Annotated in this window: 20 protein-coding genes and 1 pseudogene; 9 read left to right on the top strand and 12 right to left on the bottom strand. The window is 62.9% G+C overall.

What is annotated here, in order from left to right; genetic code table 11:
- Positions 1-48: 48 nt before the first annotated feature.
- The 6 genes from nusA to JYG32_RS06470 all read right to left on the bottom strand — a co-directional run bounded on the left by nusA (position 49) and on the right by JYG32_RS06470 (position 7,750).
- Positions 49-1,524 carry a transcription termination factor NusA gene (gene nusA, locus JYG32_RS06445; RefSeq protein WP_174381449.1) on the bottom strand — a complete coding sequence of 492 codons (1,476 nt, stop codon included), beginning with the start codon at positions 1,522-1,524 and terminating at the stop codon, positions 49-51.
- Positions 1,524-1,982, bottom strand: a complete 459-nt coding sequence (rimP, locus tag JYG32_RS06450; RefSeq protein ID WP_011351796.1) for a ribosome maturation factor RimP — start codon at positions 1,980-1,982, stop codon at positions 1,524-1,526. Before rimP ends, nusA begins: the two co-directional genes overlap by 1 nt.
- Positions 1,983-2,438: 456 nt before the next feature.
- Positions 2,439-4,205 carry a 23S rRNA pseudouridine(2605) synthase RluB gene (gene rluB / locus JYG32_RS06455; RefSeq protein WP_213265027.1) on the bottom strand — a complete coding sequence of 589 codons (1,767 nt, stop codon included), beginning with the start codon at positions 4,203-4,205 and terminating at the stop codon, positions 2,439-2,441.
- A gap of 60 nt (positions 4,206-4,265) precedes the next feature.
- Complete coding sequence (gene scpB / locus JYG32_RS06460) at positions 4,266-5,297, bottom strand: SMC-Scp complex subunit ScpB (protein WP_213265028.1); 1,032 nt, start codon at positions 5,295-5,297, stop codon at positions 4,266-4,268.
- Between the two features lie 272 nt (positions 5,298-5,569).
- Positions 5,570-6,772, bottom strand: coding sequence for a pyridoxal phosphate-dependent aminotransferase (locus JYG32_RS06465; RefSeq protein WP_174382251.1), 1,203 nt, complete (start codon positions 6,770-6,772; stop codon positions 5,570-5,572).
- A 75-nt stretch (positions 6,773-6,847) separates the two neighbouring features.
- Positions 6,848-7,750, bottom strand: coding sequence for a LysR family transcriptional regulator (locus JYG32_RS06470; RefSeq protein WP_213265029.1), 903 nt, complete (start codon positions 7,748-7,750; stop codon positions 6,848-6,850).
- Between the two features lie 431 nt (positions 7,751-8,181).
- Between JYG32_RS06470 and JYG32_RS06475 the strand changes: the two are divergent.
- Both JYG32_RS06475 and JYG32_RS38860 read left to right on the top strand, forming a co-directional pair.
- A pseudogene (locus JYG32_RS06475) lies at positions 8,182-8,577 on the top strand (transposase); the annotation flags it as partial.
- Positions 8,578-8,778: 201 nt separating this feature from the next.
- On the top strand, positions 8,779-9,030 hold the full coding sequence (locus JYG32_RS38860; protein ID WP_249744600.1) for a hypothetical protein: 252 nt from the start codon (positions 8,779-8,781) through the stop codon (positions 9,028-9,030).
- A gap of 195 nt (positions 9,031-9,225) precedes the next feature.
- On the opposite strand, the gene JYG32_RS06485 is transcribed toward JYG32_RS38860, so the two are convergent.
- Entirely contained in the window at positions 9,226-9,543 is a 318-nt protein-coding gene (locus JYG32_RS06485; protein ID WP_006495354.1) for a hypothetical protein, read from the bottom strand.
- Positions 9,544-9,700: 157 nt separating this feature from the next.
- Between JYG32_RS06485 and JYG32_RS06490 the strand changes: the two genes are divergently transcribed.
- The 3 genes from JYG32_RS06490 to JYG32_RS06500 all read left to right on the top strand — a co-directional run bounded on the left by JYG32_RS06490 (position 9,701) and on the right by JYG32_RS06500 (position 11,310).
- On the top strand, positions 9,701-10,417 hold the full coding sequence (locus JYG32_RS06490; protein ID WP_249744622.1) for a YdcF family protein: 717 nt from the start codon (positions 9,701-9,703) through the stop codon (positions 10,415-10,417).
- Between the two features lie 220 nt (positions 10,418-10,637).
- The gene (locus tag JYG32_RS06495; RefSeq protein ID WP_213265032.1) at positions 10,638-10,916 is read left to right on the top strand and encodes a hypothetical protein; all 279 of its coding nucleotides are present in this window, start codon (positions 10,638-10,640) and stop codon (positions 10,914-10,916) included.
- A 136-nt stretch (positions 10,917-11,052) separates the two neighbouring features.
- Positions 11,053-11,310 carry a hypothetical protein gene (locus JYG32_RS06500; protein ID WP_011351788.1) on the top strand — a complete coding sequence of 86 codons (258 nt, stop codon included), beginning with the start codon at positions 11,053-11,055 and terminating at the stop codon, positions 11,308-11,310.
- A 41-nt stretch (positions 11,311-11,351) separates the two neighbouring features.
- Here the strand turns inward: JYG32_RS06500 and JYG32_RS06505 are convergent, their stop codons facing one another.
- Positions 11,352-11,642 (bottom strand): putative quinol monooxygenase, encoded by a 291-nt coding sequence (locus JYG32_RS06505; protein WP_213265387.1) that lies wholly within the window; start codon positions 11,640-11,642, stop codon positions 11,352-11,354.
- A 532-nt stretch (positions 11,643-12,174) separates the two neighbouring features.
- The gene (gene bamC, locus JYG32_RS06510) at positions 12,175-13,383 is read right to left on the bottom strand and encodes an outer membrane protein assembly factor BamC (RefSeq protein WP_213265033.1); all 1,209 of its coding nucleotides are present in this window, start codon (positions 13,381-13,383) and stop codon (positions 12,175-12,177) included.
- A gap of 357 nt (positions 13,384-13,740) precedes the next feature.
- On the opposite strand from bamC, the gene JYG32_RS06515 reads away from it, so the two are divergent.
- The 3 genes from JYG32_RS06515 to JYG32_RS38865 all read left to right on the top strand — a co-directional run bounded on the left by JYG32_RS06515 (position 13,741) and on the right by JYG32_RS38865 (position 16,488).
- Positions 13,741-14,763 (top strand): tyrosine-type recombinase/integrase, encoded by a 1,023-nt coding sequence (locus tag JYG32_RS06515; RefSeq protein ID WP_213265034.1) that lies wholly within the window; start codon positions 13,741-13,743, stop codon positions 14,761-14,763.
- A 78-nt stretch (positions 14,764-14,841) separates the two neighbouring features.
- Positions 14,842-16,052 (top strand): IS3 family transposase gene (locus tag JYG32_RS06520; RefSeq protein WP_213264349.1). Its coding sequence is split into 2 segments (ribosomal slippage): positions 14,842-15,157 and positions 15,157-16,052, totalling 1,212 coding nucleotides; the frame shifts between segments, so codons are not numbered across the junction.
- Positions 16,053-16,290: 238 nt separating this feature from the next.
- Complete coding sequence (locus tag JYG32_RS38865) at positions 16,291-16,488, top strand: hypothetical protein (protein ID WP_249744601.1); 198 nt, start codon at positions 16,291-16,293, stop codon at positions 16,486-16,488.
- Positions 16,489-16,973: 485 nt separating this feature from the next.
- Here the strand turns inward: JYG32_RS38865 and JYG32_RS06530 are convergent, their stop codons facing one another.
- From JYG32_RS06530 to JYG32_RS06540, 3 genes are all read right to left on the bottom strand, one after another.
- Positions 16,974-17,492: an SMODS domain-containing nucleotidyltransferase gene (locus JYG32_RS06530; protein ID WP_249744602.1), complete on the bottom strand. Its 519-nt coding sequence runs from the start codon at positions 17,490-17,492 to the stop codon at positions 16,974-16,976.
- Between the two features lie 1,541 nt (positions 17,493-19,033).
- Positions 19,034-20,755, bottom strand: coding sequence for a GMC family oxidoreductase (locus JYG32_RS39685; protein ID WP_433960843.1), 1,722 nt, complete (start codon positions 20,753-20,755; stop codon positions 19,034-19,036).
- 238 nt (positions 20,756-20,993) lie between these two features.
- Positions 20,994-21,602: a TetR/AcrR family transcriptional regulator gene (locus tag JYG32_RS06540; RefSeq protein ID WP_213265037.1), complete on the bottom strand. Its 609-nt coding sequence runs from the start codon at positions 21,600-21,602 to the stop codon at positions 20,994-20,996.
- 145 nt (positions 21,603-21,747) lie between these two features.
- Here JYG32_RS06540 and JYG32_RS06545 point away from each other — a divergent pair, with 145 nt between their 5' ends.
- The gene (locus tag JYG32_RS06545) at positions 21,748-22,698 is read left to right on the top strand and encodes a hypothetical protein (protein WP_213265038.1); all 951 of its coding nucleotides are present in this window, start codon (positions 21,748-21,750) and stop codon (positions 22,696-22,698) included.
- The last annotated feature ends 44 nt before the right edge of the window (positions 22,699-22,742 follow it).

Raw genomic sequence — 22,742 nt, forward strand, 5'->3', positions numbered from 1 at the left:
GGGTCAGGCCATACGGCCGCCATCAAATCAGTGCGCCATGGTCATTTCTCACTGGAACCAATGTTCACGTGCTTTCATGATCAACGCCTTAGCGGCATCCTCTTCCATCCCGGTCAGGTCGACCAGTTCATCCACTGCAAGCTCGGCGAGATCGTCTCGCGTCTGCACACCATGTTCGGCCAGCTTCGTGAGCAACTCCGGCGTGACGCCGTCGAGGCCCTTCAGATCCAACGCTGCGTTCTCGACCTTTTCTTCGTTCGCAATCGCCATCGTGAGCAGCGCGTCGCGTGCGCGATTGCGCAGTTCGTGCACGGTGTCCTCGTCGAACGCCTCGATTTCGAGCATTTCGTTGAGCGGCACGTAAGCGATCTCTTCGAGGCTCGTGAAGCCTTCGTCGATCAGGATGTCGGCGACTTCTTCGTCGACGTCGAGACGCGCCATGAACAGCGCACGCAGCCGGTCGCGCTCTTCACCCTGCTTCAGGGCGGATTCGTCCGGCGTCATGATGTTGATCTGCCAGCCGGTCAGCTCGCCGGCAAGGCGAACGTTCTGACCGCTGCGGCCGATCGCGACGGCCAGCTCGTTCTCGTCGACGACGACGTCCATCGAGTGTTTTTCTTCATCGACGACGATCGACTGGACAGCTGCCGGCGCGAGCGCGCCGATCACGAACTGGGCGGGATCCTCCGACCATAGCACGATGTCGATGTTTTCGCCACCAAGCTCGTTGCGCACGGCCTGCACGCGGGAACCGCGAATGCCGACGCACGTGCCGATCGGGTCGATCCGCTTGTCGTACGCGATCACGCCGATCTTCGCGCGCACGCCCGGGTCGCGGGCCGCAGCCTTGATCTCGAGCAGGCCCTGCTCGATCTCCGGCACTTCCATCTCGAACAGCTTCATCAGGAATTCGGGCGCCGTGCGCGACAGCTCGATCTGCGGGCCGCGCGCGGTGCGGTCGACCTTCGCGATGTAGGCGCGCACGCGGTCGCCCACGCGCAGGTTTTCCTTCGGGATCAGCTGGTCGCGGCGCAGCAGCGCCTCGACACGGCCCGATTCGACGATGAAATTGCCCTTGTCGAGGCGCTTCACCGTACCCGTCATGATCTTTTCGCCGCGTTCGAGGTAATCGTTCAGGATCTGCTCGCGCTCCGCGTCGCGCACCCTTTGCAGGATCACCTGCTTCGCGGCCTGCGCGCCGATACGGCCGAACTCGATCGACGGCACCGGCTCCTCGACGTATTCGCCGACTTCGGCGTCGGGATTCTGTTCACGCGCTTCGAACAGCAGGATCTCGCGATCCGGCTCCTGCAAGCCTGCCTCGTCGGGCACGACGAGCCAGCGACGGAAGGTTTCGTGCTCGCCGCTTTCGCGATCGATATGGACGCGAATTTCGGCGCCTTCGTCGAACAGCTTCTTGGAAGCGGACGCGAGCGCAGCCTCGAGGGCGCCCAGCACCACATCCTTGTCGACGTTTTTCTCGCGCGCCAGCGCATCCACCAGCATCAACACTTCGCGACTCATTATTTGCGGCTCCTAAAGTCAACTTGCGGAATCAGGCGGGCTTTGTCGATATCGGCCAGCGTGAAATCCAGCATGGCTGCCTCGCCCTTCTTCCCCTCAAATTCCAAACCGATCGTTTCGCCATTCGGCGCGTGCAGAATGCCCCGGTACGTCTTGCGCCCGTCCAGCGGCTTTTTCAAGGTCACGGAGACTTCGCTGCCGGCAAAACGCTCGAAGTCGGCCAGCTTCTTCAACGGGCGGTCGAGCCCCGGGGACGAGACTTCGAGCCGTTCGTAATCGATGTTTTCGACCGTCAAGACGTGCTGGAGCTGACGCGTGACCTTTTCGCAATCTTCGAGCGAGATGCCGGCAGGCTGATCGATATAGATGCAAAGCATGCCGCGCCCGGTGCGCTCGAGATCCACCAGCTCGTAGCCGAGCCCGGTGACCGTGGTTTCTATCAGTTCCGTCAGTTGCACTGTGTCCTCTCAGGTGTTCGCGCCCGCCGCTCGCGATTCACCCGCGGGCGCGCGCCTTAGCCGGCGCAGGAAGCGCTACCCGAGATGCCTAACCGTTTCAGCAAAAAAAAATGGGCGGAACGCCCATCTTCTTACACTGGTGGTCGCACCTGAGCCGCACATTGAATCCGTACGCCCAGCGACTTCGCGATTATAGCGATTTTTGGCGCAAACGCCAAGCCAGCCGGTAAAAGCGGCGCGTCGCCTGCCTTTACGGACCGAAAATGCGAAATCGGGCTGCTCGATCAACCGGCACAATCCTGCCGCACGGGCGATCGGTGATGCCGGTTGCCATCCAGCAGCACGCGGCATATATACAGTCGAAATCAAAAAACGCACGCGTCGGGCCGACAAAACCGGACGGATGCCGATCCTGCCGGCACGCCGGCGGCTTTGCGCCGCGGCATGCCGACTCGCTCAGCGGCTGCGCGTGCGGCTGCGCTGCGGACGCTGGCCGCCGCGCGGGCCGCCGCCGTTACCGGCGCCTTCGGCACGATTGCCGTTCGGATTGCGATTGCCGCCCTTGCTGCCGCCGCCGCCGCGCTTGGCGCCCGCGCCCTCGCGCTTGGGGCCTGCGCCGTACGACGCGCGGTTGCCGTCGACATCACGGCCGCCGCCAGCGCGGTTGCCATCGCGGCCGCCGCCCGTGCGGTTGCCGTCGCGGCCACCGCCAGCACGGTTGCCGTAGCCCGACGGTGCGACCGGCAGGCTGCCGTAGCCGCTCAGGCCCGGCAGGCCCGGCCCGCCGCGACGGCCACCGCCGCGACGCGGCTGGTCGAGCTGCCCGTGCGTCGTCAGCACCGGCTCGCGGCCGATGAAGCCCATCGACGTCTGCATCGGATCGGGCTGGCGACGCTCGGCCTGGTCGGCACTGCCGCGCTTGCCCTTCTCCTCGGACGGCGCCTTCAGGCCGACGGTCGCCATCAGCTTGCGCACCTGCGCGTCGTCGAGCTCCTCCCAGCGGCCGCGCTTCAGGCCGCGCGGAAGCGGGATCGGGCCGTGACGCGTACGGATCAGCCGGCTCACCATCAGGCCGGCCGCCTCGAACATCCGGCGCACTTCGCGGTTGCGGCCTTCGGCCAGCGCGACGTGATACCAGTGATTCGTACCTTCGCCACCGCCGTCGCGGATACGCAGGAAGTTCGCCGGGCCGTCATCCAGCTCGACGCCGTGCAGCAGCTTTTGCCGGTTGCCTTCGGTGAGCTCGCCGACCACCCGCACCGCGTACTCGCGCTCGACGCTGTAGCGCGGATGCATGAAGCGGTTCGCGAGATCGCCCGACGTCGTCAGCATCAGCAGACCTTCGGTATTGAAGTCGAGGCGGCCCACCGCAAGCCATTTCGCCGTCTTCATCGGCGGCAGGCGATCGAACACCGACGGGCGGCCTTCCGGATCCGCGTGACTGACGATTTCGCCCGTCGGCTTGTGGTACAGCAGCACGCGCGGCGGCTTGTTCGGCAGCTTGCGCTTGACCGGCTTGCCGTTGATCCGCACCTGGTCGGTCGGCATGATGCGCTGGCCGATGTGCGCGGGCTCGCCGTTCACCGACACGCGGCCGGCGACGATCAGCTCTTCCATTTCGCGGCGCGAGCCCATGCCCGCTTCCGCCAGCACCTTGTGCAGCTTCGGCGCGTCGTCGTCCGGCGACAGCACGCGCTTGTTCGCCGGCTGGCTGCGGCCGCGACGCAGCATCGGCGCACGCACGCCGCTACCGCCCGCGGAGTTGTCCGCGTCGAATGCAGGCGACGTCACGTAGGCGAACAGTTCGTCCTGGGACGCATCGCCCTCCGCCTTCGCCGGGCCGCCTTCAGCCTTCGGCGCGCCGCCACGGCGGCCTTGGCCGCCCTGCGCACCCTGGCCGCCCTTGGCCGCGCCTTCGCGCTTGCCGGCCGGCTTGCGGCCGCCCTTGGCCGCACCTTCCTTGCGCGGCGCGCGTGCGGGCTGCGCTTCGGCGGCCTCGGCCGGCTGCGCGTCCGCGCCTTCGCCGCCCTGCGACTCGCCTTCGGCGCCCTTCGACTTGGCCGCCGCGCGACGCCGCGCGATCAGGCTGCGCGGGCCTCGCCGCAGACCGCGGCGGGGACGCTCGTCGCCACCCGCAGCCGAAGCGTCCTGCTCCGGCGCATCGTCGGCACGCGCTGCCTGCACGGCAGGCGCGGACGATTCAATATCGTGGATATCTGTCAAAACAACCTCAAAATGTCAGGTCTCGCGCCCGGCGCGGGCGCGGCAAGAAGTTGGCCGCGATCAAGCGCGACGCTGTTCGGGTTCTGCTTCGTCGTCCGGCAGCGCGTCGGCACCGATGGGCGCACTGGCGCTTCGTACGGCATCGGCGAGACTGTCGGACGTGTCGTCCAGCATCTCGCCGTCCGCGGGACGGGAACGGGAGGCGTCGGCCTGACCAGCCTCGCCGGGCATGTCGCCGGCCGCTTCCGCTCCGTCTCCGCCAGCCGCTTCGGCGGCCGGCTTGCGATCTTCCTCGCTCCAATCCGCGCGCAGCGGCTCGGGCTGCACACCGGTCGGCACTGCTTCGGTGCCAACCTGTTCCGTTTGTTCCGTTTGCCCGAGATCAGCATCGAGCGTATCGCGGTTCGGCGTTTCCTGCGTCGACGCAACATCGCCCGGCAATCCGGCGGATGCTCCATCCGCGTGCGCCTGCGGCACGTCATCCGCTGCGTCACCGGCTTGCGGCGCACCGTCGGCAACCGCTACGTCACCGTCGAAGTCCATTGCCTGCTGCGCAAGCAGCGCGGCCTCGATGTTCGCGGCCGGCTCTTCGAGCGCAGGCAGGTCGTCGAGCGCCTTCAGGCCGAGATCGTCGAGGAACTGCTTGGTCGTCGCATACAGCGCCGGACGTCCCGGCACATCGCGATGACCGATCACCTCGATCCAGCCGCGATCCTCGAGCTGCTTGACCACCTGCGTATTGACCGTGACGCCGCGAATCTCTTCGATGTCGCCGCGCGTGACGGGCTGCCGGTACGCGATGATCGCGAGCGTTTCGAGCACCGCACGCGAATATTTCGGCGGCTTCTCGGGATGCAGGCGGTCAAGATAATGACGCATCGCCGGCTTGCTCTGAAAGCGCCATCCGGTCGCCAGCGCCACCAGTTCGACGCCGCGGCCGGACCAATCCTGTTTCAGATCTTCGAGCAACGTGCGGACCGTGTCAGCCGACACACCGTCGGCAAAGAGCTTGCGCAAATCGCCGAGCTTCAGCGGTTCCTGCGCGCAGATCAAAGCAGTCTCGAGGACGATCTTCGCCTCTTGGGTATTCATGCAGCTAGGCCAGACCCTGTGGTCAAACGAACCGGATCAACAAACAGACGAAAGGAACGGAAGACGCGCTCGCCCGATTCTGATCGGTCATATTGATGGGAGCACGAACCGGGGGCGGCGAACCAACTTCAGGCCAGGCCCAAACCGGACGGAACAGCACGGTTCAACGACGGAACCGCGTGACTGAGCGCCATATTACGCAAAATTGCCCGGTGCGTAAAGATGAGCCGAACGGGCCGCCGCCAGTGCGCCGAGTCCGCTCCGGCCCTGCTTCAGCGCGCGGCCGTGCCGCGCGCGAGGAACCGGCGCAGCCGCTCGACGCCCGCGTCGAGTCGTGCCGGATCGCAGGCGTAGCACCAGCGCACGAATCCTTCCCCCTCCGGGCCGAATGCCCGCCCGGGCGCAAGCCCGAGCCCCGCATCGCGCACCAGCGTCTTGCAGAACGCGAGACTGTCGGCCGCGCCCGGCAGGCGCAGGAACAGGTACATCGCGCCCGGCGGAGGCGGCACCTCGACGCCCGGCAGCGTCCGCAGCGCGGCGACCAGGTGATCGCGCGCTTCGCGCAGCGCCGCGACGAACGACCGCACGAACGGCTCGCCGTCGCGCAGCGCGACCTCGCCCGCGGCCTGCACGAAGCCTGGTGCGCACGACGTGTTGTATTCGACGAGCTTCGACAGATCGCCCATCACCGATGCCGGCGCAATGAGCCACCCCAGCCGCCAGCCCGTCATCGCCCACGCCTTCGAGAACGAATTCACGACAACGACCCGCTCGTCGCGCGAAGCGATATCGAGGAACGACGGCGCGCCGCCGTCGCCGAACGCGAGCCGTTCGTACACCTCGTCGGCGACCAGCCAGATGCCGTGACGCCGGCAATGGGCCAGCACGGCCTGCTGATCGTCCCGCGACATCGTCCAGCCGGTCGGATTGTTCGGCGAGTTGACCAGCAGCATCCGCGTATCGGGCGTCAGCGCAGCGAGCAGCCGCTCGACATCGAGCCGCCAGCCCGCGTCGCCGTAGCCGAGCGGCACGCATTCGACCTGCGCGCCGAGGATTTTCGGAATCTCGACGAGATTCGGCCAGAGCGGCGTGACCGCGACGACGCGCTCGCCCGGGCCGACCAGCATCTGCGCGGCCAGCATCAGCGCGCTCACGCCCGAACTCGTCACGGCCACCGTGTCGGCCGCCGTCGCACCGTGACGCGCGCTGACGTAGGCTGCAATCGCGTCGCGCAGCGGCGCCGTGCCGAGGTTGTGTGTGTAGAAGGTCGCGCCGTCGCGCAGCGCCGCCGCTGCGGCGTCGCGGATGAAATCCGGCGTCACGCGGTCGGACTCGCCGAACCAGAACGGCAGCATGTCCGGCACGCCGATGCCGGCGTTCGCCACTTCCCGGATCAGCGATGGACGCAGCGCGTGCACCGCGGCGCGCGCTGCCGGCTCGCCGGTCGTCAGGGAAAAATCTGCGGAATGCGTCATCGAGAACCACCGTCGAGGAACACGATCCGCGTAGTGTACCGGGCCGCAAGCCGGGCCGGCGCACGCCCACGCACATCAGTCGAGGTCCTCCGCCCTCGCCGGCATCTGCCGCACGAGTTCCCAGATCGCCTGCGCCGCGGGCGACAACGACCTGTCGCGGCGGCGCACCAGTTCGACCGTGCGCTCGGTGCACGGCATGAGCGGCCGCGCGACGAGTGTCGAGCCGGCCGGCAGCGGCAGCGACAACCACGGCTGCACGCTCACGCCGACGCCGGCCTCGACGAGCCCGAACACGGTCGCCGAATGGCCGAGTTCCTGCATGACCGTCGCGTTGACGCGGTGGGCGGCCAGCGCGGCATCGATCAGCGGCCGGCTGCCCGATGCATGGTCGAGGAGTACGAGGCGCTCGCCGTCCAGCGCCGTCCACGGCACCTCGGCACGCGCCGCGAGCGGATGGTCGGCACGCGCGACGAGGCAGAACGAATCGGTCATCAGCGGCTCGCAGACGAGATCGGCGACCGTGAGCGGCCCGATCACGACGCCGAAATCGACCTCGCTCGACTTCACCTTGCGCAATACGTCGCTCTGCACGTCGTCGCGCAGGCCGAGCGTCACGAACGGGAACTGGCGCTCGCACGATGCAACCACGCGCGGCATCAGCCTGCAGGCGATCGTCGGGCTCGCCGCAACGATCACGCGCCCGCGGCGCTGCTCGCCGATCTCGCGAATCTCGCGCAGCGTGTCGTCGAGATCGTCGATCAGACGCGACACGCTCGCGATCAGGTTCGCACCGACGTCGGTCAGTTGCACGTCGCGCGTCGTGCGGTCGATCAGCTTCAGCCCGAGCTCGGCTTCGAGCTCGCGCACGCAGCGGCTGACCGCGGACTGCGTGAGCCCGATCTCGTCGCCCGCGCGACTGAAGCTCCTGAGCCGCGCTACCTCGATGAATACGCGAAGCTGGCGCAGCGTGACGTTCATCTCCTGACCTCATCAATCGTCGATATCGATGCGCGATTTTAATGCGCGAATCCGGCTTCGATGTGCGAATCCGGCACCGGCCGCACATGTTTCGCTGCGGTGCAATACACACGCAAACGCACGTAGCACGGGCGAACTGCACAAGATTGGTGATTGTCCCGATTTGCTGGCGGGTTATTTTGGCGTCTTATACGCCCCTAGCTGACTTAGCCGTTAGCTCGCTGCCAAGCGGCTCTCGAGGGATTCGCCTCCGACGTGGCACGCTTCGTGCATTACCTGACGCACAGGGCGCAGGTTTCGTCGGACGGAAAGGCAGAAACGCCGCTGCCGGCCAACCGGACGCCCCCACCCGGCACTCGACGCTCGAGTGCTTGAAGAGTGCGCGGCGCAGGGCAGCGCACCGGAGTTAGCTTCGCTGAGGTGAGGACATGATGCTGTTCGACGATTTGAGAGATAACGAGTGGGCGCTGGTCGAGGGTCTGTTTTGCTCGGAACCCGCACGGAGTGAGCGGCGCGGCCGCCCCCGCGTGGAAGCCCGCTCGGTGGTGAACGCCGTGTTGTGGGTGCTGTCGACGGGTGAAGGCTGGTCGAAGCTGCCGGGCCGCTATCCGTCGCCGCCGACCTGCCGCCGTCGCTTCGACGAATGGCAGGCGGACGGCACGCTCGCCGAAATCGTGAAGCGACTCGGTACGAGCGGCCGGCAGATCTCGCTGCGCGGGCGCATCGGCGCGAGCGCCGCGAAACCGCCGGCACCGCCGAGCCGCGACCGGCTGCGCGGCGCCTTCTGGACCAATCCGGAATCCTGGCGCGCGCCCGTCAAGATGGCGTAACGAATGCTCGATCGGGCGGCTTCGGCCGCCCGGTTTCTTTCCGCGCCGCGTATTTTTTGCGACGCCTGCGTTGCCGTCGATTACCGCTGTCGTGCCGCGATACATCTATTTACCAATATTTACAGCAAGCCTGCACTCCCGCGCTTACCTTAGCGATATATCAACAGGCCGCGTCGACGGCTTGAAGGGAGCCCCGCCATGAAACCAATGTCACTGCTCGTTGCATGCGGCATTGTCATTTCCCTGGCGCTGACCGCTCCAGCTCACGCCGACGATCGCACGAAACCGCCCCGTCACCAACAGGATCACCGCAATACCCTCCGCCAGCCGCCGTCCGCCGCGCAGTCCAGCCGGCAGACCGTGCCGCGCGGCGACCTGCGCGGCGACATCGCCAGCAATGCGCGCGCGCGCATCGGCTCGCAGCCGTCCGACATGCCGCGTCATCCGTAGTCCTGCGAATTTCAGGATTTCATCAAAGAAAATGCCCGCTTCCGGGAACTGCGCCGTATGCGACGAGTCACAACGTTGCCATGAGCACAGCGTGGCAACAGCAAAAGTATCCGGTACGCCCGTATCCTCGCGATACGGGCTTTTTTTTGGCATCGCCGGCTCGCGCGGCGACACACAAAGCAAGATGATCCGCCGCTACAGGCGACTTTCGAGAATCGCCACGGCGCTTGCTTCGCTCAATGCGTAGTCGTCCATGCGGCGATCGGTCCAGGAAAGTAATTTTTCGTCGCGCTCGAGGCGCGAGAATTCGGCTCGACCGCTGTCGGTCAGCACGGCGATGTCCACCGGCGCGTGGAAACCCGGCGCGGGGGCAACGGTCTTCTGCCTGACCGTGTCCATCAACCCGAGCGAACGGAGATACTCGAACACACCCGGGCGGCGTGCCCACGGTACCTGGCGGTACTGCACTCGTCTCAATGCGTCGAGCACCGCTTCGTTGGAATACGTGGCCATCTCGATTCTTTCTTAAAGTGCAGCGACAATGCGAAGCGGCGCGCCGGGCAGGGTCTCCGCCCGCCGATACCGCCACCGATTCTGGGGGCCGACGTTCGGCATCGCATCAGGGCCGGATCATCAGCCGTCCATAAAAAGACACCATACCCCAATCAAATTGATTCTGTTCGATTCATTTGTACTTCTCTTCATCTGTTTCATGCTCTGCCGCAAGCGACGGCGAATCATCTCGATCGCCGCCGTTGCGCTGTTCTGGCTGCTCGCGACAGGCTGGCTCGCCGCGCCGCTGATCGCGTGGACCGAGGCGGGCGTCGTGCCGGTCGAGCACCCGGACATGCACGGGCGGACCACGCTGATTCTCATTGGCGCCGGCACGCATCGCACCGACTCCGGGCTGCGGCCGCCACCCGATGGCGTCGCGCGCATCCACAAGATTGCGGCGCTCTATCGCGTGTGCCGGCAGCAGGCCGACCGCTGCACCGTGGTGATGTCGGGCGGCGACCCGCAGCGTCACGGCGAAACCGAGGCGGCCGTGTACGGTCGCCAGCTCATCGCGGAAGGCATCGCACCCGACGACCTCGTCCTCGAGCCGAACAGCCGCACAACCTACGAAAACGCGAAATTCACTGCGTCTATACTACGCCCACAGTATGACGACGCGCGCATTCTCGTCACCTCGTCGTATCAGATGCGCCGCGCACTGCTCGATTTCCACCGATTCGGCATCGATCCACAGCCCGTTTATGCGAATCGCCGGCGCGCGCAAACGGGCTGGCTGCCGCGCTGGCGCAATGTGGTCAACACCGAGCAGGCGCTGCACGAACTGGTCGGCATCGCGCAATTCCACGTCTACCGATGGCTCGGGTGGTTCTGACGGCTGCGCGGAAACGGGAACGAAATGGCAGCGCCGCCCAGGATGGCAGGCGCGTGACGAGGTGCACGAAGTGTTGCGCGACTTCAACGCGGCCTTGCGTTGCGCCAAGATCCGGTGCACATTGATCCGTCACTTTTGTTACACTCGACACGCACTCGTTTGCAGTCGCCAGACAAAACGGCAACATTCGGGTTCATCACCACTTAGCGGAGGTAAAGCAATGAAGAAGACGTCCCTGGCTATCCTGGTAGCGATGTCGGCGCTGACTGGCGCAGCGTATGCGCAAGAGAGCACGGAAATCAAGACCATCACCGATCCGGCCAAGATCTCCGAGATCGAGCAGCGCGCACAGGCGCTGCAGCAGCAGCAAGCGGCCGAAGCCGCACAGCCGGCGATGCAGGAAGAGCATCACCACGGCAAGAAGGCTGCTCACCACAAGACTGCTGCGAAGAAGGCCGGCAAGAAGGCTGCCAAGGCCGCAGACGCTGCCAGCCAGTAAGTTCGGCCGCACCGCACAAGTGAAAAGCCGAATCCGGGCAACCGGGTTCGGCTTTTTTGGTTGCGGCGCCCGCGCGCTGTGCTAAAGTCGCGCACCGAAATTTTCCACCCGTGCGCACCCCGGTGCGGAGGACAGCATGAGCAACATTCAACTCGACATCGAGTGGACCGAAGCCGCCACTCGCCAGATCAAGCAACTGATGCCCCGCGGCTCGGCCGACGCGTTTCTCGCGCTGCCGCCGATCGAGTGCCTGCCGATGGAGGGCGACGTGCTTTTCCTGGGCCCGCAAGGCAAGCAGCAACCGTTCATTGTCGCCGAGCGCCAGTATCATCACGACGGCGACGCCGACTGGACGATCATCCTGATCCTCGACGTACCCAGCACGTCGCACTGACGCGCCGCTGCGACCGGACAAGTCCGGTCGCCCCGCCCGGCTCAGACGAGCTTCGACAGCACGCGGATTTCGGAACTTTCAATCCAGTCCGCGGCCACTTCGCGATAAGCGAGAATGTGCGCGGAACGCGCATGGGCGGCCAGCGCCTCCTCGCTCTCCCAGCGCTCGACGAATACGAACCGCGCGGGCTCCTTCAGATCCCGGTGCAGGTCGTACTGCAATGCACCGGCTTCGTTGCGGGTCGGCTCGACGATCCCTTCAAGCATGGGGCGCAGCTTTTCCTCGGCGCCCGGCTTCGCTACGATCAGCGCCACGACTGCAATTTCCGCCATTCCCGACTCCTTCATCCAGAAAAGTCCGAGAATACGCGAATCACGCATCGCGCATCGACCGCGCCGATGCGACACTGCACGACGGCCCCAAAAAAATTGCCCGCGCTTCAAAGAAGCGCGGGCGAAACCGTCGCCCTACGAGGATAGGCGACGGGGCCATCGAGATCCGCACGCTGGCGCGGATCGTCATCAGTTGCGCCGGCGCTTGTCGCGCCGGCATTTGAAGACGTCGATACCGTTGATCACGCGCTCGCCGCGCACACCCGGTATCTGACGCCATCCTCCCTGTTCAAACGATTCCAATATACAAAGCAGGTTGCGTGCCAGGCACGGAATTCCGATTACTTCATTGATTTATAAGGACAATTTTTTCGTCCGCAACAATGTGACACGTGCTCTGCCGCCGTAACGCACGGATGTTACGTAACGTCACGAGGAGGGACCGAACCTCTCGCACATGCGCGCCGGCGAGCGACCACGAAAAAAGCCCGCCGAATGGCGGGCTTTTCACTGGTGCGGAGAAACGCCGGGATCAGCGGAGCTGATTCACGAGCAACCCCATGATCTGGCGAGCCGCCGACGACGTGTCGATCGTGCCCGCATCGTCGACGACCGCGACGCGCGTCTGGTCCGACGTGACCGCCTTCACGTTGACACGGTACTGCTTCGCCTGCTTTTCCTTCTTGCCGTGGAACAGCTGGCTCCAGAAGCCCTGCTCGGCCGAGCTCAGATCCTTCGGGTCGACGTAGCGCACGAAATACAGGCCCTTCGTGCGATCGCGATCGTCGACCGTGAAGTTCGCACGATCGAGCGCGAGACCGACGTGCAGCCACGACCGGTCGTACGGCTCACCGAGCGTGACTTCGGACGGCACCGCCGCATCGGCCGCATCATTGCCTTGCGCCGACGTGCGCGAGACGTTCTGCGCGGCGATCGCGGCGGCAGCCTTCGACGATGCGTCGGCGTCGGCCTTCTTGTCCTTCGGCACCGCGTTGTCCTTGATGTTCGCGATCGGCGGCTCGCCGTTCTTCGCGCGCTGCTCGTTCTGCGCGAGCACGGCCATCAACCGCTTCAGGTATTCGGTCTCGAGCGCCGGATCGTTCGGCTTCGGCTCCCACTTGCTCGAATCGTTGTTCGAGCCGGTGATCGCCTCGCGCATCCCCTTCTGGCTGACGAACACATAAGTGCCGCCGTTCGGCGCCGAATCGAGACGCGTGCGGTACTTGTTGCGCTCGGCCGTTACGTACGAATTGCCCATCGCCTTCGAGATCACACTGCGGATCAGGCCGTCGTTGATCTGCGGATGGGTTTCGTTCCAGTCGGTTTCCATCACGCCCTTGTCGCGCTGGTCGACGACGAGCAGGAAGCCCTGCTCCTGCCAGAAACGGCGCACCTGCGGCCAGATGTCGGCCGGCTGCTTGCCGTCGATCACGAGCCAGCTTTCGGTGCCGTCGCGCTGGATACGCATGCCGGCCACGGCTGGAGCGACGGTGTCCAGCGCAGGCGCCGCCTGCTGGACCTGCTGAAGTGCAGACAAGGAAGTCGCACCGCCCTGGGGCGGCAGCGAACGCTGATCGGCCGTCTCGTCGAGCATGTTGGGCGGCACTGCGAGCGACGCTTCCTTCGATTTCGAATCGCTCTTGTAGTCCACTTTCGTGGGCGACGACGTGCCACAACCGGCGACGAGCGCGCCGGTGGCGAGCACTGCAGCGAACCGCATGGTAAGACGAAGATCAGTCATGTTCGGGGAATCCTCTTCCGCTAAATCACGGCGCTTTCCGTGGATCAACCTTGCATTTTACCGGGGCCGCGCCGCGATGTGCAAAAAAGCGACCGGCAAGAAAAAAACCGCGCCAGCCTAAGCCGACGCGGGTTCTTGTCTGGTCGGGGCGAGAGGATTTGAACCTCCGACCACCTGCACCCCATGCACTTTTTTGTCGCTTCCACCGAGTTCCCTCGGCGTCCGATAAAATTACGCAATTCATTGATTATAATAGTTATTTATGCAAACACTTGCCCTAGCAATTCCATTACAATACGACCCATGCTTCCGGATCTGTGGGGGCAAATGTGGGGGCAATTTGCCCCGGAGGTTGCAATGAGCACGCTCACCACGAGGGAATTGCAAGGGCTAATCCCGGCTGATAACGGCCGTCGTCTGTCCGATGGCCACGGTGTCTTTGGTGTGGTCCGTGCCGGCGTGAAGGGCATATCGGTTCAATTTTCATTGCGCTATCGAGCAAACGGCGGGGTTCGTGAGATCCGTCTCGGTACGTTTCCGAAGGCGAGCCTGCGCCAAATCAGAGATGCCCGCGACCGTGCGCGTGCACACATTAGTTCCGGGGAAGACCCGCTGGAACAGAGACGCATCGATAGGCTGAGGAAGCTAGTCGACACGAGTGCAGAAGTCCGCACCCTCGAGGACAAGCTCGCACGTAAGACGTTCAAACAGCGATTCAACGAGTGGGCCGACTCCGCCCTGCAGAAGCGGACAGACAACGGACAAGAAGTCCGTCGAGCATTCAAAAAGGATGTCCTTCCAGTAATCGGTGACATCGCGATGGAAGACGTACGCCGCTCTGACATCATGTCCACGCTGGACGCGATTGTCGCGCGAGGCGCGAACCGGCTCGCCAACCGGACTCTCACAGATCTCAAACAATTCATCAAATGGTGTCAGGCGCGGGAGTACGTTTCCGCCAATCATCTGATGATGGTCTCAAAGAAGGATGTCGGCGGGACAGACACCGAACGAGAACGAGAACGAACCCTTTCCGATCACGAGATCGGCGCCTTTCCCAAAGCACTGGAGTCCGCGAACTTGCCGGAGATGACAAAGCACGTATTGATGCTGATCTTGGCGACCAACGCACGCGTGGGCGAGGTCATTAAGGCACGCAAGCGCGACATCAATCTTGAACTTCGGACGTGGCGCGTCCCGGTTGAAAACGCGAAGAACGGGGATGCACACATTATATTTCTGTCTGACTACGCCACAACGCACATGAGCGCACTGCTCCAGCTGTCCAACAGTAAGGAATGGCTGCTACCCGCCCGCCGGCACAAGGACAAACCGGAAACGCACATTGACCTTAAAAGTATCACTGGAGCAGCCCCCTGAAACGCCGGACACAGTCACCCACTTACAATAACGGGTAGGCATAAGACTGTGTTTTTGACTAACACCAGGCAGGAAGTGATGGAAGTGTTGACGGGCCCGGAGCGCCGGCGGCGCTGGACGGCGGAGCAGAAGCTGGCGATGGTTCGCGAGAGTTTGGAGCCGGGGAAATCGGTTTCGATGGTCGCGCGCCAGCACGGCGTGAATCCGAACCAACTGTTCCACTGGCGCAAGTTGTACCAGGATGGGAGCCTGTCAGCGGTCAAGGCTGGCGAGGAAGTAGTTCCGGCCTCGGAACTGGCCGACGCGCTCAAGCAGATTCGTGAGCTGCAACGGATGCTCGGCAAGAAGACCATGGAGAACGAGATTCTCCGCGAAGCAGTCGAGTACGGCCGGGCAAAAAAATGGATAGCGCACTCGCCCTCGCTGCCGGAGGACGACCAGTGAAACTGGTTTGTGAAGTTCTCGGCGTGTCGCGCTCGAACGTATCGGCACGACTGTCGCGTCCGGCGACGTGGCGCGATGGCCGTCAATCGAGGCAGACTGACGACGCGGTCGCGGTCGAGGAAATCCGCCGGGTCATCGGCGATTTGCCCAGCTATGGCTATCGCCGGGTTTGGGGCATATTGCGCAACGAGCGCGTCGCGGTTGGGCTGGTGCCGTTCAATGCCAAGCGCATCTATCGCGTCATGCGCACACATGGGTTGCTGATGCAGCGTCGACCGATTCCGCCTCGCCCCCAACGTCGACACGACGGCAAGGTGGCCGTAGCGCGCAGCAATCAGCGATGGTGCTCCGATGGATTCGAGTTTCGCTGTGACAACGGCGAGCCGCTGCGCGTGACGTTTGCGCTGGACTGCTGCGACCGCGAGGCGATGAGCTGGGCGGCCACGACGGCAGGCCACAGCGGTGACATCGTGCGCGACGTGATGCTGGCTGCAGTGGAAAATCGGTTTGGCAACGAACTGCATACCCCGTCCGAAATCGAGTGGCTGAGCGACAACGGTTCGGGCTACACGGCCGACGACACGCGTCGGTTCGCAGCGGCCATCGGCCTGAAGCCATTGACCACGCCGGTGTGCAGCCCACAAAGTAACGGGATGGCCGAGAGCTTCGTGAAGACGATGAAACGCGACTACGTCGCCTTCATGCCGAAGCCGGACGCAGCGACTGCTGCACGCAACTTGGCCATCGCGTTCGAGCATTACAACGAGAAACATCCCCATAGCGCGCTGAAATACCACTCGCCTCGCGAGTTCCGGCGCTCGATGGATTCAGCAACCTTAGTGTGACGCGGTGTCCGGTATTACAGGGGCAACTCCAATCACCAAGCAGGTCGCCGACCGTCAGTTAGTCTTCTACGAGCGTGGCGCACATACGAACCGAACCGCTAAAACGAACTCCCTCGTTCTCGGCGACGAGAAATGGACTCCGCACGACCTACGCCGAACAGCCGCCACCTTGATGCAGTCGATGGGAGTATTGCCCACCGTGATCGACAAGTGTATGAACCACCGCGAGCAGAACCGCATGAAACGCATCTATCAGTGGTATCCATATACGGTCGAGAAGCGCGCCGCATGGCGCCTGCTGGGGGCACGACTGGAACAACTGACGGGTCTGGATCGATCTGCTGAGCGAGTTGAGCATAACGGGGGCACGGAAATGAGGGAACACGCCATGCAGGCTGCCGCGATCGACGTCTCGACATCAGAGCCGGGGGGATAGTGACCCTGGCCCACTAAACATGCAAACCCGGACGCGGCTCCTCGATCGGCCGACCTACGAACCGTCGGAACAGAAGGGTGTACGAGGTCTGCTGGTTGCGCTGGAAGGCAAACCGCCTGCCGGCCCCAAAGCCTCGCCGGCGGAACGCACTGCCCTGTCGAGCCTGCACAGATGCGCTTACCTCGCGCAAGAATCCCACCCAATGCCCGCCTCACTCACGGAAGCGTCTATAGCCGAAAGAGCCTCCTGATCTCGGTCTCGGCTTCCTGCCCCATTGCGCCCAGCTCGTAATACCTCGTGTTAGCAACGATCTTCTTCGCACGCTTGATTTCGTCATTAACCCATTTCGGGTGTGACGAACTTGTGCTCAGACTGTCAATGACGGCAAAGAAGTAATCCTTTAGGCCAGCTCTCCACCAGAAACCCTGCTGACACCCCCATTTCTCCATAGCAAACGATTGGAAAGTATACCCATTAGTGGCATTTCAATACTTGAACAATCGGATTGTAGGCTTGATCAACGAACAATGACGCTTGTTCCGAGTCTCAAGAGTCCGATTGAAGTCGTTGGGATAGGTACTCTGCCAGTGACCGGGCCCATGCGGGATACGCAGTCGGCCGAGCCAGCTCAGTGTCGCAGGCACCAGATCGAACTTGATATGGTTGAGCTCGAGAACAATCGTAGGAGAAGACTGGAAAATTTCAGAGGCACGGTAATTTTCTTCGACGAAAATTTTCAGACGGCTCAGATAAGTCTGCGGAAGAAATCCGCCATCACCGAAGACAACCATGTAGTTAATGTCTGATTTTCTATCCATCGACCGCGGCAAGATTGTCCCTCGCGTCGAAGAGCCGAAGCAAAAATATTGCTTGATTACATCGCCCTCAAAATGAGTGGCCAGCCTGGATTTCAGAGCAGAAATAGAGGTAGAAATTGACGACTGCTCTCTCGGCGAAAGCACGGCCTTGCTGGCGGTGTCATTCAAAAAGCTCAGCACTGACATCTGACAAACCTCGATATGAAGACCATCCACCGATGCGTGGTCGATTCCTTAACTGCTTGGCGCCGCCTCACCGGCGGAAGTGCTCGATACATCAGCTGCTCTGTTCGTCGCCCAGAGATAGCGCTTTTTAAACCCTCTAGCTACGGAACTTCATGCGCTAGGAAGGCGCAATCTTGCCTCTCGGGTCGCGAGCATTACCCGCACCACTGGAGGCGACGTCGCTCTCGAGTGAAGCCTGCTCGGAGATGACCCATCCCGCCAACGGAAGTATTGAAATGCACGTATCTGACGCACGTTGCACATCTTCGCTCTGGTGCTGCGTCCGGTGTCACTTCGATCATTGCACGGTTCGTCCTTCTTATACACGGCGATGCACCTAGAAACATTAGATATTCAGAGTCCGCCGCCTCTCATCCCATTCATTCGTCAAATCATTGTTCTTCTTTTTGAATATTCGACTAGAAAGAGTAATCGCCGCAACAGCCTTGGTCGACTCGTACACGTTGAATTGCTCCACCGCGAACGCATTGAAGATTACCCCCTCAGACTTATTCAAAAATAGAGAATAAAGCCGCTCATAGACCGATTCGCATCGAGATCCAAAATACTCAAGCCGAATACAACGAATGACAATCTGCTCACCCAAGATTGTGAGCCGCTGCAATCGCCGAAAAAGCCAGATCTTCCTCACGGAGCTTATAATAAAAATTATAATTGCCAGCAAAGCCTGGATCGGCGTCCACAGACACATCTCCTTAGCAATTTCCATACTAAAGAAGCAATTCTCAAGCGTGGTTGCCGCCAACCTACCATGCCCATTAGGAAGAGGATTATTGCAGTACCCCTTGGTTATATGCTGGGCCAGCGGCACCCCGAAGCTATTCGAAAGCTGATCTGCTGCTCGCGCCTGTGTCGCCCGGGGAACAAATAAAGCCTTGCAACCACACCAATTGCAAAACTGACAAATGCCAGAACTACCAGTGCCATCCGAAGAAAATTGTATAGCTTCACACTGCTCTCTCGACTTACCGTGACGAGAAAAACCGAAATTCCGGTCGCCACAATAAATATCGCCCCCCAAAACTCCGCTCGCTCCAGAGGACTATAATATCGCTCCCGAATGGGATCATACCTATTTACGTTAGTCATACGATGGAAATTGATTTCCAAAAATACTACGCCATTGATTTATTGTTTGCTCGTAAGCCCCCAACATGCCCATAAACCAAGCGGCCCGTCGCGTGGAGCGTGCAGCGGACATCGCGGCCGCCGTCGAGTGCGGGATCTCATCGGGACAGCCGAGCCTGATCGAGATTCCGGTCAGCGTGACGTAGCCGGTACGCATGGTCCGGATTCGAATGGTCTTGTCGGGATCACGCCGCGAACGCCGCCGGAGAAAGAAGATCGGGGAGCGGCGCTACGTTTCGGCAACGCTCTCCCGAACGGTACGCCAGCCATTCGGTGTCGCCTCCTTCGGCCGCCCCGAGCAATTCCCGCCTGTGCCCGCAGCCGGACCGACGGTTGCCGCGTCAAAGGTGCGCTCAGCCCTCCGACGCGTCGGCACTTGCGAGCGCCCGCGTGCGGCGATCGCGGGCGCCGATTCGATCCGCAGCCATTTCGGCGAGCATCAGCGTGGGCAGATTCGTGTTCGCGCTTGGAATGAGCGGCATCACCGACGCATCGACCACAAAGAGGTTCCGGGCGCCGCGTACACGGAAGTCGTCATCGACCACGGCCATCGGATCGTCTGCGCTACCCATCGCACAGGTGCCGACCGGGTGCCCCATCGGGCTGATCGACGACAGGATGTCGTCGTCGGCAATCTCGCGACCGCCGCCACGGTACGCGACGGGTGGGCCGCTTCGAAACGCGCGGCCGAATATCGCACGACGCACCAAACCCGGGGCGTTGGCCGCCGCCTCGGCCGCTATCGCCAGCACTTTCCCGGTCAACCCGGTGCGGTTGAATTGCGTCACGGCAAGCGCGCCGGGCAACAGAAAAGCCTCGTGATACTGAGCCGCGACACCCGGTTCGCGCAACAACCGCTCGGTGAGCCGCGCCGCCTTGATCATCCGCGGAGGATCGGCCGGGTCCGACATGAACCGGAAGTTGACGACCGGATGCACGTGCGGATCGGCACTGCCGAGTGTCACCGAGCCGCGCGACTTCGGCGCATACAGCGCGCTTCCGACCAATGCGAAATCGGGCCCGAAAGATGCGCCGCTGACGCGACCGATCACGAATGAAAACAGGTCGCTCCCCGGACAGCCCGGCGCCGCCGACGACGCGCGCAGCCCCGCCACGGCGAACCGTCTGAGGTCCGCCGCGATGCGCTTGCCGCGAGGAAGCGTGAGCGCAAAGAACATGTACGGATGATTTTGCAGGTTCCGGCCCACGCCCGGTCGATCGACCACGACCCGGATGCCCAGCGACGACAATGCCGCGGCCGGGCCGATTCCCGACCGCAGCAACAGGGCGGGGGAAAAGATGCCGCCTGCCGACACGACGACGTTGCGCGCACTCAATTGCACGATCGTGCCGTCCCGCACGGCCTCGGCGCCCTGCACGACATTGCCTGTCATCCGCAATCGGGTGACCTGCGTGTCCGGCAGGATCTCGAGATTCGCGCGCGCCCTGACTTCCTGCGTCAGATAGCAGCCCGTGCTGGTCACGCGCGTGTCCGAATCGATCGCGAGCGGCATCGGGAAGAACCCGTCACCGGGCGTGTCGTTGATGTCCGGCACGATCGGGAATCCGAAGCGCTGCGCGGCCTGCTCCATCGCGCGCACGAAGGTCGGCCATTGCGCCTTCGGCATCCTCGCGATGGCGTGCGCACCACGCGCATCACCCGGACGATCGCGATCGTCCTCGACCTTGCGAAAATACGGCAGCACCGCATCCCATGAAAAACGACCGGCTCCGGCCTCGGCCCACCGTCCGTAGTCCGACGGCATGCCACGAAGCGCGAACATGCCGTTGATGCTCGAGCCGCCTCCCATCACCTTTGCCTGCGGATAGGGCGCCGGCTGGCCGCCGTCCGTCGCTGTCGCGGTCAGGCCGCGCCAGAAGTAATTCGCGTTAAGGGTTGCGGCCGGAAATGCGTCCTGGATATCCGCCGGCTCGCTGCCGGGCGGGATATCCGCGCCCGCCTCGACGAGCAGCACGCGACAATCCGGGTTGGCGGAAAGACGCGCTGCCATCACCGCGCCGGCGGTGCCGCCACCTACGATCAAGAAATCGAACTCCATGGTCTCCTCATGCATGTGCGGTGAGTCGCGGCGCGGAGCGCACCGCCTCGAAACGCAACCTCACACGTGCAATCAGGGTAACGACCGGGGTTCCCGGCACCAATCGCAGACTCGTCCAGAATGGACATCTCGGGCATGAAACACGTCGTGCCGGTGCCACGCACGCGCCCCCAACGCAAAACGGCCTGGCACAAGGCCAGGCCGTCATGATTCGAGTCCTGCCGGGTTGCGCTGCGGCAGCCCGTTGTTGTTCTTACTGAATCTTGTACAACTCGAACGGATCGATACGCTTCATGCTATCGAGCACGTTGTCGACGATCCCGACGATGCGATTCGCGTCGGCCCCAAAGCCGAACAATGCCGCACGCAGCACCGAGCGTATCCGTTCCTCCACGCTCAGGCGATCCCTCGACAACTTGTCCTCGACAACGGCGGCCATCGCGCCCTTCAGCACGAGCGTCGCCGCATAGAAGTCGCTCTCGGTCCAGTCCGGCAGCAGCTCGCCGAGCCAACTGCGATGCCGCAGGGTGGACGACGCAACGATCTCCGCCGAGATCTTCTTCGATGCATACGCAATGTCCAGCAATTCCGCCACGCGCCTATCCATTGAGGCGGCCACGATCAACATCGCCCACTTCAGGCTGAGTCGCAGATAAGGATCCCGGGCATCGGAAAATTCGCGATCGGTGAGGTGCTGAATCTCGTCGAATGCTTCCGTGACGAGGGCAAGGAAGATGCCTTCCTTGTCGGCGAAGTGATGGTAAATGCTGCCGTGAGAAACACCGGCGGCCGTTGAAATCTGTCGCAACGTGGTCTGGTCGTATCCGGTTTCGAAAAACAGGCGCTTCGCCGTATCGATCACCTGTCGCCGGACCCGCTCGCTTTGATCTGACCGATTCATCTCTAATGGCTAACCCTGAATTGACCACGTTGGGGCCGCATCTTATATTAGATCATGATCTAGATTTTGATCTAAATCCTCAACCGACCCGCTGCTGGAGCCAGACATGACAATGCGTCGCCGGAATTTCCTGCAAACGACCGCCGCACTCGGTGCGTCGACCCTGCTGCCATTCATCCTGCCGGGCTGTGGCGGCGAATCCGGCTCGGGCGCCGCCGCCGGCGCGTCGGCCCTCGCCGGCAACCGGAGCGCACAACCGCTCGCCAAACCTCAACTGACACTGACGTCCTATCTGAACGGCGCGACGGTCAGCCGGGACCAGGTGCTCCAATGGGAAGCCCGTCGCGTGCAGGTTGTCGCCAACAAGATGACGAACAACCTGCCCGCCTATCTCGTGTCGGATCTCGCGGCACTCATCGTCCGGCCGCCTGTTTCCATCGCCAATATCGACCAGGAGCGCAATGCCCTTGCGGATGCCAAGATCCGCGCAGGCGACGCTGCGATGAAGTCGCTGGTCGCCGCGGATTTGCTGGTTTCCGATCCGCTGACGACGGTGGCGGCCAGCACCAGCTTCGGCCATTACGCGCCGTGCAGGACCGAAGTGACCAGCAACCGGGGGACCGCGGAAGGATTCACGAACTGGTTTTTGAAGAAGTCGATTTTCGACTTCGACGAAAGATCGCTGCTGGTCGCCTGTCCCGATCACTACTTCTTCGCGCCTTTGCAACCCGAAGGCCAGGATGTCATCGAAGAAACCGGCGGGGCGCTCATCGTCACCCACTTCACGATCGACTACGATGGTTCGAACACGCTTCCGCAGTCCGATATCGACCCCGCCTACCCCATTCGACTGGCCGGCATGGCCGTGAATGGCCAGGGCGCCACCGTCGGCGGCGTCATGCATCAGTTCCGCGATCTCGACCAGGGATTTCACTGCAAACTCGCGATCTACTTTCCCAGCACGCTGCCGTTCTGGACGACGACCGAACACGCATGGCATCTCGCATGCGAGTTTTCGAACTGGATTACCGCCTATATCGCCGAAACCGGTGATTGACGGCAACGTTGCGTGCCCGCCGTCGACAGGCGTGACTGTCGGCG

This window comes from Burkholderia pyrrocinia (assembly GCF_018417535.1).
Lineage (GTDB): Bacteria > Pseudomonadota > Gammaproteobacteria > Burkholderiales > Burkholderiaceae > Burkholderia > Burkholderia pyrrocinia_E.

What these genes read in the sequence shown, in the direction of transcription:
- nusA (WP_174381449.1), bottom strand. Translation starts at nt 1,524, where the DNA reads ATGAGTCGCGAAGTGTTGATGCTGGTGGATGCGCTGGCGCGCGAGAAA.
- scpB (WP_213265028.1), bottom strand. Translation starts at nt 5,297, where the DNA reads ATGAATACCCAAGAGGCGAAGATCGTCCTCGAGACTGCTTTGATCTGC.
- JYG32_RS06465 (WP_174382251.1), bottom strand. Translation starts at nt 6,772, where the DNA reads ATGACGCATTCCGCAGATTTTTCCCTGACGACCGGCGAGCCGGCAGCG.
- JYG32_RS06470 (WP_213265029.1), bottom strand. Translation starts at nt 7,750, where the DNA reads ATGAACGTCACGCTGCGCCAGCTTCGCGTATTCATCGAGGTAGCGCGG.
- JYG32_RS38860 (WP_249744600.1), top strand. Translation starts at nt 8,779, where the DNA reads ATGAAACCAATGTCACTGCTCGTTGCATGCGGCATTGTCATTTCCCTG.
- JYG32_RS06485 (WP_006495354.1), bottom strand. Translation starts at nt 9,543, where the DNA reads ATGGCCACGTATTCCAACGAAGCGGTGCTCGACGCATTGAGACGAGTG.
- JYG32_RS06495 (WP_213265032.1), top strand. Translation starts at nt 10,638, where the DNA reads ATGAAGAAGACGTCCCTGGCTATCCTGGTAGCGATGTCGGCGCTGACT.
- JYG32_RS06500 (WP_011351788.1), top strand. Translation starts at nt 11,053, where the DNA reads ATGAGCAACATTCAACTCGACATCGAGTGGACCGAAGCCGCCACTCGC.
- JYG32_RS06505 (WP_213265387.1), bottom strand. Translation starts at nt 11,642, where the DNA reads ATGGCGGAAATTGCAGTCGTGGCGCTGATCGTAGCGAAGCCGGGCGCC.
- bamC (WP_213265033.1), bottom strand. Translation starts at nt 13,383, where the DNA reads ATGACTGATCTTCGTCTTACCATGCGGTTCGCTGCAGTGCTCGCCACC.
- JYG32_RS06515 (WP_213265034.1), top strand. Translation starts at nt 13,741, where the DNA reads ATGAGCACGCTCACCACGAGGGAATTGCAAGGGCTAATCCCGGCTGAT.
- JYG32_RS38865 (WP_249744601.1), top strand. Translation starts at nt 16,291, where the DNA reads ATGAAACGCATCTATCAGTGGTATCCATATACGGTCGAGAAGCGCGCC.
- JYG32_RS06530 (WP_249744602.1), bottom strand. Translation starts at nt 17,492, where the DNA reads ATGTCAGTGCTGAGCTTTTTGAATGACACCGCCAGCAAGGCCGTGCTT.
- JYG32_RS39685 (WP_433960843.1), bottom strand. Translation starts at nt 20,755, where the DNA reads ATGCATGAGGAGACCATGGAGTTCGATTTCTTGATCGTAGGTGGCGGC.
- JYG32_RS06545 (WP_213265038.1), top strand. Translation starts at nt 21,748, where the DNA reads ATGACAATGCGTCGCCGGAATTTCCTGCAAACGACCGCCGCACTCGGT.